General features: G+C 48.4%; 14 protein-coding genes. 10 read left to right on the top strand and 4 right to left on the bottom strand.

From position 1 onward, the window contains the following. The first annotated feature begins 4 nt into the window (after positions 1-4). From mltB to ACJJH9_RS15250, 7 genes are all read left to right on the top strand, one after another. On the top strand, positions 5-1,015 hold the full coding sequence (gene mltB / locus ACJJH9_RS15280) for a lytic murein transglycosylase B (RefSeq protein ID WP_252083121.1): 1,011 nt from the start codon (positions 5-7) through the stop codon (positions 1,013-1,015). Positions 1,016-1,163: 148 nt separating this feature from the next. Next, the gene (locus ACJJH9_RS15275) at positions 1,164-2,030 is read left to right on the top strand and encodes a septal ring lytic transglycosylase RlpA family protein (RefSeq protein WP_444923278.1); all 867 of its coding nucleotides are present in this window, start codon (positions 1,164-1,166) and stop codon (positions 2,028-2,030) included. A gap of 363 nt (positions 2,031-2,393) precedes the next feature. After that, positions 2,394-3,539, top strand: coding sequence for a D-alanyl-D-alanine carboxypeptidase family protein (locus ACJJH9_RS15270; RefSeq protein WP_252083120.1), 1,146 nt, complete (start codon positions 2,394-2,396; stop codon positions 3,537-3,539). 176 nt (positions 3,540-3,715) lie between these two features. Beyond that, entirely contained in the window at positions 3,716-3,997 is a 282-nt protein-coding gene (locus tag ACJJH9_RS15265; protein WP_444889550.1) for an HP0495 family protein, read from the top strand. Continuing rightward, entirely contained in the window at positions 3,997-4,698 is a 702-nt protein-coding gene (gene lipB, locus ACJJH9_RS15260) for a lipoyl(octanoyl) transferase LipB (RefSeq protein WP_444923277.1), read from the top strand. The genes ACJJH9_RS15265 and lipB overlap by 1 nt, the downstream gene beginning before the upstream one ends. After that, complete coding sequence (lipA, locus tag ACJJH9_RS15255; RefSeq protein WP_444923276.1) at positions 4,691-5,674, top strand: lipoyl synthase; 984 nt, start codon at positions 4,691-4,693, stop codon at positions 5,672-5,674. The genes lipB and lipA overlap by 8 nt, the downstream gene beginning before the upstream one ends. An 816-nt stretch (positions 5,675-6,490) precedes the next feature. Then, positions 6,491-8,200, top strand: coding sequence for an AMP-binding protein (locus ACJJH9_RS15250; RefSeq protein ID WP_444923275.1), 1,710 nt, complete (start codon positions 6,491-6,493; stop codon positions 8,198-8,200). An 88-nt stretch (positions 8,201-8,288) separates the two neighbouring features. On the opposite strand, the gene ACJJH9_RS15245 is transcribed toward ACJJH9_RS15250, so the two are convergent. Further along, positions 8,289-8,579 carry a DUF1540 domain-containing protein gene (locus ACJJH9_RS15245; RefSeq protein WP_252083115.1) on the bottom strand — a complete coding sequence of 97 codons (291 nt, stop codon included), beginning with the start codon at positions 8,577-8,579 and terminating at the stop codon, positions 8,289-8,291. A 611-nt stretch (positions 8,580-9,190) separates the two neighbouring features. Between ACJJH9_RS15245 and ACJJH9_RS15240 the strand changes: the two genes are divergently transcribed. Then, on the top strand, positions 9,191-9,709 hold the full coding sequence (locus tag ACJJH9_RS15240; protein WP_252083114.1) for a hypothetical protein: 519 nt from the start codon (positions 9,191-9,193) through the stop codon (positions 9,707-9,709). Between the two features lie 126 nt (positions 9,710-9,835). On the opposite strand, the gene ACJJH9_RS15235 is transcribed toward ACJJH9_RS15240, so the two are convergent. Further along, positions 9,836-10,342, bottom strand: a complete 507-nt coding sequence (locus tag ACJJH9_RS15235) for a GNAT family N-acetyltransferase (RefSeq protein WP_444923274.1) — start codon at positions 10,340-10,342, stop codon at positions 9,836-9,838. Positions 10,343-10,491: 149 nt separating this feature from the next. Continuing rightward, positions 10,492-12,828 carry an autotransporter outer membrane beta-barrel domain-containing protein gene (locus tag ACJJH9_RS15230; protein ID WP_444923273.1) on the bottom strand — a complete coding sequence of 779 codons (2,337 nt, stop codon included), beginning with the start codon at positions 12,826-12,828 and terminating at the stop codon, positions 10,492-10,494. 434 nt (positions 12,829-13,262) lie between these two features. On the opposite strand from ACJJH9_RS15230, the gene arfB reads away from it, so the two are divergent. After that, on the top strand, positions 13,263-13,670 hold the full coding sequence (gene arfB / locus ACJJH9_RS15225; RefSeq protein WP_444923272.1) for an alternative ribosome rescue aminoacyl-tRNA hydrolase ArfB: 408 nt from the start codon (positions 13,263-13,265) through the stop codon (positions 13,668-13,670). A 316-nt stretch (positions 13,671-13,986) separates the two neighbouring features. Here the strand turns inward: arfB and ACJJH9_RS15220 are convergent, their stop codons facing one another. Continuing rightward, entirely contained in the window at positions 13,987-14,616 is a 630-nt protein-coding gene (locus tag ACJJH9_RS15220; protein WP_444899987.1) for a DUF2799 domain-containing protein, read from the bottom strand. A 685-nt stretch (positions 14,617-15,301) separates the two neighbouring features. Between ACJJH9_RS15220 and ACJJH9_RS15215 the strand changes: the two genes are divergently transcribed. Continuing rightward, the gene (locus tag ACJJH9_RS15215; protein ID WP_444923271.1) at positions 15,302-16,852 is read left to right on the top strand and encodes a M20/M25/M40 family metallo-hydrolase; all 1,551 of its coding nucleotides are present in this window, start codon (positions 15,302-15,304) and stop codon (positions 16,850-16,852) included. Positions 16,853-17,212 lie beyond the last annotated feature (360 nt).

The following is a 17,212-nucleotide window of genomic DNA, read 5'->3' as shown; positions in this document are numbered from 1 at the left end:
CGAGATGAAGACAGGAGCGGTGGTTTTGAAGTGGACCTCGGGACTATTGGTTGGTATGGGGCTAGCGCTGGCAGCTTGTGCGCAGGAGCCCGGCCACGGCGATAATGCCGACGCGCAAAAGTTCGTGGAATATATGGTGCAAGAGCATCAATTTGACCGCAACGAAATGCAGGAGCTGATGCGCAATGCCAAGCGCAAGGACTCTATCCTCAAGGCGATCAAGCGCCCCGCAGAAAAAGCCAAGCCCTGGTATCAATATAAAAAGCTATTTTTAACTCCGCAAAGCATTGCCGGCGGTGTGGATTTTTGGGATAAAAATGCTGAGGCCCTGGCGGAAGCTGAGAAAAAGTATGGTGTCCCAGCTGAGGTTATTGTCGCGATCATCGGGGTTGAAACCCGCTACGGTGGCAATATGGGAGGCTACCGGGTACTGGATGCACTCTCCACCCTAGCCTTCAATTACCCGCGCCGCTCTGAGTTCTTTACCAAGGAGTTGGAAAACTACCTGCTTTTAACCCGTGATCAAGGTATGGATCCTCTCGCGCTGAAGGGCTCCTATGCCGGTGCCATGGGTTACGGCCAGTTTATGCCTTCAAGTTACCGTGCCTATGCGGTGGATTTCAGTGAAGATGGCAAGGTGGACATCTGGACCAATACAACCGATGCGATCGGCAGTGTGGCTAACTATCTGGCCAGGCACGGCTGGAAGCCCGGCGAGCCAACGACTGTATTAGCCAACCCGCGCCCCAATGCAGATATGACCATCGTCAACGATACCCTACAGCCCGAGTGGACAGTGGGTGAACTGGCGGAAAAAGGCTTTAATGCTACCAGTCAAGTGGCACCGGAAATGCCCGCGATTGTTTTCTCTCTGCAGACTGAGCAGGGCAAGCAGTACTGGTTAGGCCTGAATAACTTCTCCACTATTACGACTTACAACCGCAGCCGCCTCTACGCCATGGCAGTGAATGAACTTGCCCAGGAGATTGTTAAAGCGCGCGGCGGAAAGAGCTGAGTTGGAGATAAATAATTCCTGAGAATAATTGCCAAAGCCGGGAACTAATGGTGATGGTGGTAATCAATAATTTTCTGTTTTACTAAGCAGTTATAGATAACAGCGGCTTGGAGACGGCAGCCTGGGGTTGCCGCGCGCCGGGGGGATTATGTTTCAGCGCAATATACGGCGAGTGTTCCTACTCGCCGCTTTGTTTTTGGTCGCTTGTGGCGGCCCGCAAATTAAGCCGAATAAGCAGGGCGAGCAGGACTTCGATAGCCTTAAGGATAGCGGCCCAGCCAAACCGGTAAATATGCTCGCTACGCCGGAGCCCACACCCGTGCGGGAACCAATCGGACCGGCGGGCAATAAAAGCCCTTATAAAGTCAAAGGTGTAACCTATCACGTACGCCCTGCGGTTAAGGGCTACAAAGAGCAGGGTAAGGCCTCCTGGTATGGCACCAAATTTCATGGGCGACGCACTGCCAATGGCGAAATTTATAATATGTATGCCATGTCCGCCGCGCACAAAACCCTACCGCTACCCAGTTATGCCAAGGTAACCAACCTGGATAATGGGCGCAGTATTATTGTGCGCATTAACGACCGCGGCCCCTTTGTTCGCGGCAGAATTATCGACCTGAGTTATACAGCAGCGCAAAAGTTGGACTATGTGAATCAGGGTGTTGCCCGTGTTGAGGTAGAAGCGCTGGACCCAAATACCCTGCCACCGGTGACGGAAACCCTATTGGCTGGCGATGTAACTGGCGGCCTGCCCCAGGATGCCAGTATCCGCCTGCCGGAAAATACCTTCCTGCAAGTGGGAGCCTATAGCAGCCCAGCCCAGGCCGAGAAAATTCGGGCTCGCTTGGCTGCAGCAATTGACTATCCTGTTTCTGTCAGTCCGGTTGAGCGCAGTGGCAAGCAATTTTATCGGGTGCGCATAGGCCCAATCTCCCAACAGCGGGCCCTGGCCAATGCAAGGGAAACTGTGCAGAAGAACCAGCTGGGAGAGCCCCAGGTTGTGTATGAATAAAACCCATCGGTAAAAGTACGGTCCGAACGGTGAATATTCCAGTTTGTGGAGAAAGGTCACGGTTACCGGAGAATCGTAAATTCCTGACGATATTCTTTTCTCGAACTCGCTGAAAAACCCGTCATCAGCTGTGCCGGCAGCACAGGGGGGGATAGCTAGTCGTCAGTGATCACCAATGGAATTGACGGTCATAGGAACGACCGTTCACAAAATACTGCGCAATGGCGCGAATTTTCTTGTATTTTGTCTTTATTACTGGCTCACGGCATAAGGTGATAAGCCTTCGCTGTGAATTAATCGCTTAAAATAAGTAATAGGTTAACAGCCAGCCAACGAACACGAGGATTAACGAGACTCTCACCTATGATCACACGGATTATCGCCTGCTCTTTTCTGTTGCTTTGTGCGGGCCTAGCCCAGGCGCAATCACTTATTCCAGCGCCGCCCCAGCTGGCGGCTACCTCCTACTTGCTTGTGGATGCCAATACCGGTCAGGTATTGGTGGAACACGAGGCTGATAAGGAGGTTCCTCCTGCCAGCCTAACAAAAATGATGACGGCCTACATTGTCTCGGAAGAGATGATCAAAGGCAGCATTAAAGAAGATGACAAGGTACGTATCTCTGAGAAAGCCTGGCGCAAGGGCGGCTCTAAGATGTTCGTTAAGGTTGGCGACCAGGTACCGATTATGGACCTGATGCGCGGCGTTATTATCCAGTCTGGTAATGATGCCAGTATCGCCCTGGCTGAGCATGTTTCAGGTAGTGAGGAGGTATTTGCTGAAGTGATGAACCAGCAAGCCGAACTGCTGGGGATGGAGAACACCAATTTTGTCAATGCTACTGGCTGGCCGGCTGAGGGGCATGTGACCACTGCCCGGGATTTGGGGGTTCTCGCACGTGCTCTGATTGCCAACCACCCGGAGCACTACGACATCTACTCCGAGAAGTATTTCAGTTATTCCGGTATCAACCAGCCCAACCGCAATCGCCTATTGTGGCGTGATTCCGCAGTAGACGGCATTAAAACAGGCCATACCGAAGAGGCTGGCTACTGTTTGGTGGCTTCTGCCATGAAGCGCGGTATGCGCCTGATAGCCATCGTGGTAGGCACCGATAGCGATGAAAAACGCGCTTCAGAGACCCAGAAGCTACTGGCTTATGGTTTCCGCTACTACCAGACCCACAAAGTATATGGGCAGGGCGAAGTACTGCAGACCGAGCGTGTCTGGGGTGGTAAAGAACCCAGTGTTGGCATAGCGGTTGAGAAGGATATTTTTGTAACTATCCCACGCGGTGGCGAAGAGGGTATCAAGGCCGACCTGATTGTGGATGGAGAGTTGGAAGCTCCGGTCGAGAAGGGTCAGTCTGTTGGTAAAGTTGTTGTGACTCTCGATGGTGAAACTGTCGCGGATGTTAAAGCGGTCGCCGCAGAAGAGGTAGACCGAGCCGGTTTCTTTAAGCGCATGTGGGATTCTATCAAGCGCTTTGTTATGGGCTTCTTCAATTAAATTTGCTCAGTTTTGACCAGCCGGGGGTGGCAATTTTGCCTCCCTGGCCGGCTCGCCCGGTTCCCTGACCAGTTCCTCTGTCATTCCCTGTCCACTGCCCTGCGCTCACTGTATAATCGCCGCCCGGCTGCACCTAAGCTTTTCTTAATGTCCAAAGGCCGGTCCCGGAGAGTGGTATGAGTCAAGATCCCAATCAGAAACCCCCGAAGATTGAATTCCCTTGCGAAGACTATATGGTCAAAGTGGTACGCGATGCCAATGAGGACGCGCATCAGTTCGTTCTGGAAGTTATGCGTCGCCATGCCCCCGGTTTGGATGAGGAGCGTATTACTCTGCGGGATAGTAGCAGTGGGAAGTTTACCTCGATGACCTTTTTTATCCTCGCTACAGGTGAGGACCAGCTCAAGGCCCTCTTTGAGGAGTTGAAAGTACATCCTGCGGTTCATATGGTGCTTTGATGACCATTGTCCGCAACCTAGCCCGGCGGGACTACGAGATCGTCTGGCGTGCCATGTCCCGATATACCGATCTTCGTGATGAAAGTAGCGCAGATGAAATTTGGTGTGTGGAGCATCAACCGGTATTTACCCAGGGGCAGGCCGGCAAGGCAGAGCATCTGTTGAATACCGGTGATATCCCAGTGGTGCAGGTGGACCGTGGTGGCCAGGTGACCTATCACGGCCCCGGCCAGCTTGTGGTTTATCCATTGCTGGATTTACGTCGCGCCCAAATCGGCGTGCGCGATCTGGTGACGGCCTTGGAGAAAGCTACGGTAGCTATGCTGGCAACCTTGGGTATTGCAGCTGCGCCCCGTGCTGATGCACCAGGGGTCTACCTGACGGAAGGGCCTTGCAGTGGCAATAAAATTGCTTCCATAGGCCTGCGTGTGCGCCGCGGCTGCAGCTTCCACGGTATTGCCATTAATATCGATATGGATCTGGCCCCTTTCCTCCGAATTAACCCCTGTGGATATGCCGGCATGCAAATGGTGCAGATGGCCGAGTTATTGCCACAAGTACCCTCCTGGGAACAGGTGGCGGAAATTTTTGTGTGCGAATTACTGCGTACCTTGGAGCTGCCCCCGGCAAAGTGGCAGCCACTTGAAGAACATGTATTGGCGCAACTGAGCGCGGAACAGCAGGAATTGAGTAATGGCTGATAAACCCGATCTGGTGCCGGTAAAGCGCACCCGCCGCCTTCAACAGGGGGAGAAACTGCGTGATGGTGACAAAGTAGAGCGTATCCCAGTCAAGGTTATTGCCAGTGATACTGTGCTGCGCAAACCCGACTGGATCCGGGTGAAAGTGCCAGCCTCAAAAGAAGTGGATCGCATCAAGAGTATCTTGCGCTCGCAAAAACTCTCCACCGTATGTGAAGAAGCCAGCTGTCCGAACCTGGGTGAGTGCTTTAGTGGCGGTACTGCCACTTTCATGATCATGGGGGAAATCTGTACCCGCCGCTGCCCCTTCTGCGATGTTGGCCACGGTAAGCCCAACCCTCTTGACCCGGAAGAGCCCAAGAATCTGGCGGAGGCCATTGCCGCTATGAGTCTGCGTTATGTGGTTATTACCTCGGTGGATCGGGATGACCTGCGCGATGGGGGTGCCCAGCATTTTGCCGAGTGTATCCGCGAGGCGCGCGAGCTCTCCCCGAACCTGCAAGTGGAAATCCTCACCCCCGACTTCCGCGGGCGCATGGATATTGCACTGGATATCCTTGAAAAGCAGGCACCGGATGTATTCAACCATAACCTGGAAACCGTACCGCGCCTTTATCGTGAGTCCCGCCCAGGTGCCAATTACAAGTGGTCCCTAAAGCTGCTGCAAGAGTACAAAAAACGTCGCCAGGATGTACTAACCAAGTCTGGTTTGATGGTGGGCCTGGGTGAGGAAAAGGAAGAGATTTTCCAGGTAATGGACGATATGCGCGAGCATGATATCGATATGCTCACAATCGGTCAGTACCTGCAGCCGAGTAAAGAGCACCTGCCCGTGCAGCGCTATGTACATCCGGATGAGTTTGAGGAATATCGTCGTTATGCAGAACAAATCGGTTTTAAGCATGCCGCTTGTGGTCCGCTGGTACGTTCTTCATACCATGCGGATAAGCAGGCTCATGGTGAGACAGTAAGCTAAAAATAAGGAAATAAAAGAGGAGAGAGTTGGATGAGCTTTCCTCTTTTTTAAGATACTTTAATTATAACTTTTATCTTCCTCATCCTTTATCCTCTCAACTCTGTTGCGCATAAAGTTCTTTGCAGCAGTGAGTTATTCAAAATAACTTTTAATTTAGTAAATGTTTTTCACTGGTTGAGTGTTTCTAGCGAAGCTTTAGTCAGAGTCAGCGATGGTTTGCTGATTCGATTATAATTCCAGTTTTTATCTTTTAAAAAAACGATACTGTTTAGCTCTTGTCATTTCTGGGAACACACATTTGCTTTGACGGTTTAGTCTGGAAAGTAATTAGATTTTTTCAAGTGTGAAAGTATAAGAATATAAGTATTCACAATTATGACTACCGTGATTATAGTTGGTACTGGCTAGTCAGCTCTTGCCGCGTAAGCTTTTCTAAGTTTTTTCATTAACTCAAGCTTTTGCCTTTCCACAAAAAGTGCACCAGATACTGTCTTATTGCAACCTCATTGCAACGGACTGGGTAGTCTACACTCTTGCTGAAATGGTACATCTATTCCTAGTGCTTAGTAATTGCACTAAGCGAGCATATTCAGTAACTTTAAGTTAAATAATAACGATAAGCTGACGTTGACCTATATATTTGTGACTGCACCTCTTAGAAAGCTGCTAGTCAGAGTGCACTAAAATGGTGATTTAGGTGCGCGGTCAATTGAATTGGCGACCTGGAATTTAAGTCGCTGCTAGTACCCAAGTGCAGGGTCTTACAGTGCTACCCAATATCAAACCATAATAAACACAATAATGAGAGAGAAAGCGATGACTCCAGAAGAGCGATACGAGAAGGTGAAGGGCCTGCAGCCATTGGAGCTTCTCTACAAGAGAGAGGCGGAAGAACCGGAAACGGTATTTCTTCGTCAGATGCAGCGCCGCGAGTGGCAGGACTACACCTGGCGTGAGGTAATGGATCGGGCCAGACGTATCGCGGGCTACCTGCGCAGCCGATTCGAACCAGGCGATCGAATTGCAATTCACGGTAAAAACTGTGCTGACTGGATCATTGTTGATGTAGGTATCATGCTTGCTGGTATGGTTAGCGTGCCTCTGTATCCTGGGCAATCTGCATCCTCTATGTCTTATGTTTTGCAGCACTCCGAGTCGAAATTGCTTTTTTGTGGAGCTACAGATAACAATGCCGCTCTTCAGGAAGTGGCGGACACTCTACCTTCGGTAGCGATTCAGCGCTGTGAAATACACTGCGATGAAGAGTTGGGAGCTGTTATCGCCTCTAATGAACGCTATGAGGAAAGTCCCGTTTTTAATGAGGATGACCTCTTCACCATTATGTACACCTCTGGCACTACCGGTAATCCCAAAGGCGTGATGCATACATGGTCGTCGGTAGTCTTTGTAGTACCCAATATGATTCGTGGTTATGGCTTTAATGAGAGCGACCGCGTGCTTTCCTATCTGCCTTTGGCCCATGCCGCAGAGCGAATCTTGGTGGAATTCCACTGTCTCTATTCAGGTACGCCGGTACATTTTCCGGAGTCCCTGGATACTTTCCTCGAAGACTTACAGCGCACCAAGCCAACTATGTTCTTCTCGGTTCCCAGATTGTGGACCAAGTTTAAGGAGGGAATTGACGAGAAGATTCCGCCTGCGTTGCAAAATGTACTGCTCAGAATTCCGGGCCTGAATAGTTGGTTAAAAAATAAGGTACGTGCCGGGCTTGGACTGGATCAGGCACGAATGCTGGTAAGCGGTGCCTCACCAATTTCCATCGAGCTATTGCGCTGGTATGAGCGTATGGGGATGCAGATAGCTGATGGCTATGGGATGACGGAAAACTTTATCTATGGCTGTTTTGTGATGCCGGGTGAGGACCCAGTGCCTGGTACGGTGGGTAAACCTTACCACGGTTGCGAGGTGAAAATTTCTGATGAGGGTGAAATCCTTTTCAAAAGCGGCTCTCTGATGAAAGGGTATTACTTGGAGCCAGAGAAAACTGCAGAAGCCATTCGGGATGGTTATTACCATACCGGGGATTCTGGTTTTATCGATGAGAGGGGCTTACTACATATTACAGGCAGGATCTCTGAAACTTTTAAAACGAGTAAAGGAAAATTTATTCAGCCCAGCTTACTGGAGGGACACTTCGGTAATGAGACCCTTTTGGCACAACTTTGTGTGTTGGGGCATGGTATGGATCAACCTGTGATGTTGGCGACCATATCGGAATCTGCGGAAAAGCTTCCTCGTACTGAGGTCAATGAACAGTTGCGACGTATACTGGAAGCAGTTAATGAGCGTTTACCGTACCATGAACGTATCCGGGCAATTTTTATCTGTAAGGAGGAGTGGACTCCGTTAAATGAATTTCTGACTCCCACTCTAAAAATTAAACGCAAAGTGCTGGAATCCCATTATCAACCACTCTTTAAGCAGCATGCGACTACTCAAGGGGTAGTTTGGGAGCCCCGGGATATCAAAGAGAAGTCTCAACCGGATTTACAAGCTGTAGATTAAGATCGTGTAATGCCTTAAAAGAAAAAGCCCGATAGCGGATAGCTTTCGGGCTTTATTATTGGGGAGGAACTTGCCAGCTGATCCAGGCTCAGTGGGTATAGCTTAGGCAATTTGTTGAGTTGCCATTGCGCCCAACCTCTATACGGTCCGCTGAACATTCGAAGTCATCGTTAAATTTACAGTCTTCCATTTTACAAGCGCCAACACCCGCGGTGCGGGAACTGCGGGTGTGCCTGGAATTAGTGAAGAAAGTGTCGCAATCTGGGTCCGCGCCTTCACCTATAGTTATCGCCCTGGCGTGGCAGGCATCATTAGCATTATAGGCACACTGAGTTGCGGCACATTTGCTCACTTCAGGCATATCTGTCGCGATTATCATGGCTTTCTTCTCCTAGATTAATAAGTTGGAGACTAGCTTAGCGCCGTGGCATGTCAATAAAGAAGCCATGATTTTTGTAAGGCATTAAAGCTTTATCATATTTGTCTTGAATTGATAGTGCAATTGCTCAATGGAAATGATTTAAATAGATGATTATGATTTAAAATTAGTTGTTTATATTCATTTTCGAAATTTCACGATTCTTGACCGTGTCGGCTATATCTTCAGATGCAATGTTTCTACAAATAAATACTATTTAATATTTTGGCCAGGATGCCAGCCCTAGATATTGACTAATCGAAAAGCTCAAAAGTAAAAATTTATTTTTTAATTGTATTTTGATTGGATTTGTAGGAGCGATATCTGGTAAAGATTGGACTTGTCTCTGGTGATAAGCTACCAATCAACGCAGTTCATAACTTGGTTTGGAGTTCTGATATAAAGAGAAGGGACTTCTGGGTTCAAATGAAGAATAGCCATCTTGAAGTTTTACTGCTGTAGTCAATCAGTGTCATTACGTGTGATTACTGTCAGCATAAAACCTCTTGATTGGTATTGTTCTCATGCCTACTATCCGCCCCCTGTTCATGGTCTTTAGATTGAGGGGATAAATGAAAAAAATAGCTGTGCTGGTATTATCTGTCATATTTCTAGCCTCCTGTGGAGAAAACTCAACGCCAGAGGATTTGGCAGAGGATCTTGTAGATGCGCTAACCTCCCAGGATCAGGAAGGCTACAACGATTTATTTATGACAGCGGAAGATCATGAAGGTTTGATTGAGTTGGCTCTAAATGCTGATATTCGTGAATCCAGTAAAAAAGGTTTTATGAAGCGAACCAATGAGTTGGTAGAAAAGATGCAGGGTGCAGATTATATACGTACCCAGAAAAGTAGAATTCAAACCGCTTACAAGAAAATCCTATTGAAAAGTAAAAATCATTCCTTTGATTGGGATGAGGCTGATCTGGAGTCTATTGACTACTCTATCGAAACTAAGTTTGGCGTTGAGCGGGCAAAACTTGTTATTACGATGGAGTACATGGATATGAAATATAAAATCAATGCCCCCAGAATAATAAAAAGCCAAGATGGTTGGAAGCTGGACCTGATGCCAAGCTGGAGAGGCTAAGTTTAGGTCGCTGAGCCGGTGGTTGAAACTGTCGGCTCAGAAGAGACACTCTATCCAGTCATTTTTCACGAGTTGGTCTTTATTGGTTGCAGTATTTTTGGATACCAAATGACTTCTGTTATTCTGTTAAGCTTCCCATGCCATCAGGAGAAGCTCTTCTGTTTCCCCTGGTAAAACAATCTTTTTCTCTACTTGAAGCCCAATTTTCTTCAGCAGCTTTATTGAGGATGTGTTTTCGGGTGGCGTGATCGCGACAATTCGCTCTAGGTTTAATTGGTGTTGAGCATATTCCAGCACGGCTTGTGCTGCCTCTAACGCGTAGCCTCTGCCTCTATATTTTGCTAAGAAAGCGAAGCCAATATCTACATCATCAAGACAGTCCCGCTTGATTAAGCCGCATATACCGATGCCGATACCATTACCAAGTTCAACTTTATAGAGACCAAAGTTGTACTTGCGGTACATGGCTATTGGCCCTTTTTTAATGTAATCACTAGCCTGCTCAAGAGTGCGCACTCCGCGATCGCCAATATATCTCACGAAGTCCTTATCATTGAGTAGGTTGAGCATCAGTTTCGAGTCACTTTCACAGAGCTCACTGATCACTAAATTAGGTGTTGTGATCTGAAACATACTGGTTTTTTTCACAATAAGGGTTGGCTTTGTATTGTGCCGGTAAGCTGTTTATATAGCGAGAAGGAGGCTCGGGAGGAACTTAATTGTTAGGAGAGGGAAGAGAGTCGCGCCCCCTGAGGGGCGCGAGTGTTAGCTCTATCGCTGGATTAGAAGCGGTAGGTAACATTGACCGATGCTTGCTCAGCCGCTGGGCGTGAGGTCACATTGGCACTTAAAGCGAGGGAGTCAGCCGCTTGCCAGCGAATACCAGCAATCAGGCCCATACCATCGTCGAAGAGGCCTTGGTCCACGCTTGAATAGCTGGGCATAGCGTTCATGTTACCAGCCATAGACTTAACACCTACCACAAGGGTATCTGTGTCAGTACCGTTGGTATCTTCATACCAAACCTGCGCGTAGGCATTGATGGTGTTCCAGCTCTTATTGGCAAAAGCACCGAAGCGCAAGGTGTTGTAGTCACGCTCTTGGTCACCGTAATTCATGCCCAGGGGGTCGTACTCATTACCCATGGAGTCGGTGTAAGTAAAGCCCTCGATGGCCTTTTCGGTATAGCCGTCAACTTCCATGGTCGCTCGGGTTACGCCGATGAAGGGCCCTAGCTGGAAGCTTGCTTCGCTGAACAGATTGGCACCAACCGTCAGGCTCAGAGTGGTATTTTCACCGGAGGTATCGCCTTCCAGCTCGGAAGCAAAATTATTGCCGAGGGTCAGGGCGCGGTTTGCCTGGTCGAAGTCTACATCGGTCAGGGTCATGCTACCTTCAACGAAGAATACATCGTGATGGAAGCGGCCAAACAAGCTGTAGTTGGTAGAGGTGGACTCGATATCGGAGCGGGCGTTATCCACATCGATATCGGAGCGGCTCACCGCGAAGCCCAGTTCCAGGTTGTCGCGGAGGGCGTAGGTCATACCGATCAGGTTGGCATTACTATCGCCGCTCATATCGGCGGCAAAGCCGTTGTCGTAATCGATATCACCGAAAATGCCACCAGCAAATACTGCGGTTTGGGCCTGGCTATAGCGTACACCAGCCAGGTTTTCATCCAGGCTGTTAATGTGTGTGCGAGCAGCCTGAGCGCCGATGTCAGGCAGCTGACCGGCGACCTGAGCGGCATTCACAATAGCGGTGTAGTAGTCGGCGAGAACCTGCTGACCAACTTGGGTGGGGTGAACGGTATCGTTGAAGATCAGTTTGGATGCATCGGCAGTGTCCTGGCTAATGCCGTATACAGGGTGCTCAATGCAATCACCGCCGCTGCCGTCAAAGCAATATTGGCCCTGGTCGAATTCTGTAGACAGGCCCAGTTGGCCGGCATTATTCAGGGCCACCTTGAGCAGGCCGGCTTGGTCGACCATTAGAACGCCGTCGATATCTTTGGCTTGAGCCAGCAGATTGGCATTAAAGTCTTCGGAAGCCTTGCTAGCTTGTTCCAGGGTGGATGCAAGTTGAGCGCTCGCCTGCTCCTGAGTTAATTGCCCTGCTTCTACAGCTTTTTTGAGGTCAGAAGAAACTTTTGCGAAAACTACTGGGGTCTTACTGATATCCGGCACATTGGATACCAGAATATAGTTAGCCCCTGCGTTGGATAAAGCGCCGGCAGCGCTCGCGAGCATCACGGATGCCAGACCTGCATTTGCGGTGGCTTCCTCAATGCTCATTTCACCTTTAGCGACACTTGTAAAGCCGCTCAGCAAGTCATTGCCGCCGCCATTTACCCAGTAAAGGGCGTTGGCATCAACAGTACCAAGTGTGGTTTCCAAGTAACCGCGTCCAGTGGGGTGAGGGTTACCGGTAGTGCCTGAATCCGCAATAATAGCGGCGGGTGCGGCATCAATCATTGCTTGTAGGCCATCTGCCATGGCCTTGTACGTTGCCGCATTTACAGCATCACCAGCGGCCTCATATTGCTCTGCGGCTGCAAGGAGCTCTGCAACCTTAGTAGGTCCTTGGAGCAATAATCCCAATTGATCTAAGTCCGCATACAGTCCTGTCGCAGTTTCGCGTGTGGGGTCTGGCAGTAGAGCGCTAGCGAAACTATGCATGTTGGGGTTGTAGGTCAGCCCATTAGCTTCCAAGTAAGCCAGGTAATTTTCGGTACCAACAATATTAAGAAGAACATCAGCTGCCTTATGGCCCCCTACGGCCCAGCCAGTGCCAACATTAGGCAAAGCATTGGCTACTTGTGCTTTAGCCGAGGCCAGTAGTTCTTCTTGGCTTAAATTCTCATTGACCTCAGGGAGGCACAGCGATAGGCCTGCGCAAGAGGGAGTAACAGGGCCCAGCCCCAAATTCTGGGACATGATATTGATAGCGATATCATTTGCATCGCCACCATTAGTGAATACATCGTAGTTGCCTACGTCGGTGAGGCTGTCACCAAAAGCAATAACCTGGCTGAAGGCCGATTCTTCTGCAATTGCAGAAACGCTGGTAAGGGATGCAAGTGCAATAGCCGCCGCAAGGCTGCGCTTGGCGTTAGGCATGGTTTTCTCCTAGTCGCGGTAATGGCACACCCGCGGAGACATCGGGAGGAATCCAGAGGAAACAACTGGGCGTGCATCTTTATTGTTTTTTGTTCCTGTACCTCAAGGAAGCTTGGCAATACTAGCGGATTTGACCCAGACAATAAAATAAGTCACGGGTTAAGTGGCTGGCTGCTTGGTCATCCCAAAATTGGGGTGCCTTGAGGCACGCACAAAGTGGCGCAATAGTACTGAATGATTCTTTTTAGGTAAATGCGCTATGGCTTTTTAATCGTTCGATTCATGGTGCGTCTGATTAATGGGAAGGGCAAGTGTTTTTCTAAGAATGAGGGGTACCAGGGTACCGAAAGGAGAGTGTCCTAAAGAGTGATGAATTTCAGTAAAATATAAGTTCTCACCCTGATGGTCATCGAGTTGGTTTTGGATTTGAAATTATGTTAAGTGCCCGTCTAAAGATTAACCTGGCTGATGTGCAGTTCAGCGCTGTCCGTGCCCAGGGGGCGGGTGGTCAGAATGTAAATAAAGTCTCCAGTGCAATTCACCTAAGGTTTGATATTAGAAACTCCTCTCTGCCTGAGGCGGTTAAGTCCCGGCTACTACAATTACGTGATCAGAGAGTTTCAGCTGATGGTATTGTGGTTATTAAGGCGCAGCGCTTTCGGACCCAGGAGAAAAATCGGGCAGATGCTTTGGAGCGTTTACAGCAATTGGTCGAGCAGGTATCCAGGGTGGATAAGCCACGTATAGCGACGAAACCCAGTCGAGGCTCAAAGGAGCGGCGCCTGAAAAATAAAAATCGCCGCTCTCAAGTAAAGGCGATGCGGGGAAAAATTAGGGACTAAATAAGCAATTTCTTTAGTCTTCTTTTTATAATGACTGCTTTTATAGACACTAAATAGACAGAGCCCAGAGAATTTAGTGTTAGCTAGATACGGTTAGAGTTTTGTCTCAGCCGTTTATTTTAGAACAAAAATAAAATAAAACTATACTGCAGTAAATTATATTGGATTCTGCATTAGAAACTTATTTAAAGGCGGAAGATAATAACTCTTTACAGTTAGGGCTATTTGAAGAGTAGCGTTAATAACTAATTTGTTCATGCTCCAGGTCGTTTAATGAACAGTTTCTCTTCTCCTCCGCCCGGGTTTACCCTGTTACTTATTGTGGGTAGGGAGATATAGCCAATAAATCCTGATATTCCAATTGTCTTTGTGTCAGCTCGAATAGTAGGTCGTCAATCTCTAGTCCCAGCTCTGTATGGCGCACCTTAAGGCGTGCGATGTCGGCTAGCATGGTGACCCGCTCTTCGCGTGTCGCTTCATCTTCAACCAGTTGGGCACCTATTTCAGTCATGTCATCTAGGAGGTGCTCACGTTCCAGCTCCCGATCATGAATAGCCGCTTCAATTTCTTCAACTGCAGTTTTGGCAATGAAAAGATTCCGGCCGGTTTCATAGCCTTTCAGAAAGAGCCCCTCAAGGCCCGCGGGACAAACGCCGGCGTAGTTTTCCCCTGAACGCCCTTCAGAAAAGCCGCGTAGCTCTGTACAAAAAAGTTCTAACCCCTCATCCCGCCCGTTGCGGTAGGAACTGGTATTGAGCTGAACGCCATACTTTGCACAGGACTCCCGTCGCTTGCCCATGTAACTCAATCCTCTTCCTTCCGCGCCGTCTTCATAACCCAGTGCCTGCCAGTCGGCTACTTGGCATTCATCTTTGCTCATGGTGGCGCAACCGGTGCTTAAGAGCGTGATGGCGACCAAAGAAAGGGTTCCAAATCTTAGCTTCACTGCTGTTTCCTATGATCGGGATAAAAGGGCAAGTTACCTGAGCCAACCTGACTGTAAGCTGAAGAGAATGGGTTAAAGGCTCATAAACCTTGTGCGATACCAAAGTGTCTCTGCACTCTCTACATAAGTTGAAAAAGAAGAGGGGCAAGAGTTGAAGCATAGAGTTAAGAAGGCAGTGTAATTCATTGCTCGATAGGCCCTGTCTAATCCAACAGAGTTTATTATGTTGAGTGATTTCGATCGTTTTCTATTAGCCCTTTATTGGATTTAATTCGCCTGGTGTTTGTTCTTCTCTATTCACAATAGCGAAACTTTTTATATTCAGAATTTTTTAAGTTCTCTTCAGTCTTAAAAATTATTATTTGTTTTTTGGTGAGTGGTGCTAAATTGTTCAAGTACCATTTTTCTGTTGGTACTTGTTTCTTTGATTTTTATTGAGTTTTTCTATCTGTTAACCCCAGCGTTTATCAAAGTTTAAATAATAAAAATAAATCCATATGTCGTACAGTATTTCTTCTTGAGTCAGGTTGCGTATTTAAGAACGTTTTTTATGGGTTTTTTTAACTTCGTCGGCATCGAAGCATGCTGTTTGTGCAAGGATTTTGCATGAATCTCCAGTGCCTCCCAGCGTTTTTTGGGAAATTGCCGACTTACGCTGGGGGAATCAATCAATGTGGAGAAGATAATGAAAAAAATGATTTGTACATCGCTACTAGGGTTACTGGTGGTACCCGGTGTAACTTTAGCTGAGGACTTGTGGATAACGATCGGCAGTGACGGTTATCAATCCCTGAAAAAAAGCAGTGCGTTAATGGCTAAGGAGCCCCTGAATGCACTAGGAGAGCGCAATGGTATAACCATATTGAAGGTGAATGAGGATAATTTATCCGAAATTTCTACGATAATGCATAATAGCCACAATCGTTGTGGTGGCTTTATGGTGCATGATTCCCTGCAGGAGGCGCAAACTGCGCAGCTCTCTCCACTGGCTAACACTGTGTCGAGTATTGCCAGCTATACCATTGATAATGCCAATGTGGTGAATGCCCTACAGGCGGAAATCTCTGAGGCAAATATTCGCTCGACAATCACCAGCCTTTCCAATTTTACCAATCGCTATTACACCACTACTACAGGCGTAGCTGGTGCTGAATGGATTCGGGATAAATGGCAAGCATTGACTAGCTCTCGCAGCGATGCATCTGTGCAGCTCTATAGCCATAGTTGGGCTCAGCCTTCGGTCATTCTCACTATTCAGGGGCAAACAAACCCTGATGAAATCGTGGTATTGGGGGCGCATTTGGATTCCACCGTTGGCTGGGGTACCGGGGAAGGCACCAGGGCACCGGGTGCCGATGATGATGCCTCGGGTATCGCCACTCTGACCGATGTGGTGAATGCCATAGTGGCAACAGGTTACAAGCCTGCAAAAACTCTGGCTTTTATGGGGTATGCGGCAGAGGAGGTTGGCTTGCGTGGTTCCGATGATATTGCTACGGATTACAAGAACCAAAATAAAAATGTGGTTGGTGTTCTACAACTGGATATGACCAATTATTATGGTTCAAACAGTGATATCTATATTATTGGTGATTACACCAACAGCTCACAGAATGCCTTCCTGAAAGATCTTGCTCAGACCTATCTGGGGAACCTTAGTGTCGGCACAACTACCTGTGGCTATGCTTGTTCGGATCATGCCTCCTGGCACAACCAGGGCTTCGCGGCCTCTTTCCCTTTCGAGGCCACATTTAATGGCTCTAATCCTTATATCCACACTGTCAATGACACTTTAGCCAACAGTGGTGGCGATGCAAATCACGCTGTGAAGTTCGGCAAACTGGCTGCCGCTTATGTGGCAGAGCTGGCCAAGGGATCCATTGGCGATGATCCAGGTCCTGATCCCGACCCGGATCCCGATCCAGGTCAGGAGAAAACGGAAAGCTTCTCTGGCAGTGTGACTCGTGGTGGAGAGGAGCATTACGGGCCGTTTAGCGTGACACCGGCAACCAATTTTGTTGCGGATATGACCGGCACCAATGACGCTGATCTATACGTGCGGTTTGGAGCAGTCCCAACCTGGCGCTACTACGATTGCCGGCCCTACGAGAATGGTTCAGCTGAAAATTGTTCGCTACAAGTGCCGAGCGGTGATAGTCAAGCATTTATCATGGTTCGCGGATACAGCCGTCAAACTTCCAACTTTGAGCTGGATGTCACCTATACCCCGCAATAAAAAAAGAGGGCCCAGGGAATTTTCTTCCCTGGGCCTATTGTCTCCATCCTCGATTTTAAAATATCAGCAAAAAAATGACATGATTGGCAGTTAAGGCTGGCAGTCGGCTCTGACAGCCATTGCTATAAATTAATTTAAACGCCATGGATTTTGGTTTCCAGAGTAACTGTTGTCTAATCGAACGGGGGAAAATGCCAAAAAGTGAAAGGCTTTTAGCACTGACGTCAAAATTTGCAGCTATCGTGGCGAACTGACATATTCCCACAGAAATAAGTCGCGCACAGTTATTGAAATTGTGCGCATAAAAATTACTGTGCATCACTTATCAGGGATATCCCGTGGTGTGCTGTCCGAATTAAT

This window comes from Microbulbifer mixtoriginis (SeqCode), assembly GCF_052466715.1.
Note: the sequence above shows the minus strand (reverse complement) of the source record. Positions and strands in the feature narration are given on the sequence as shown.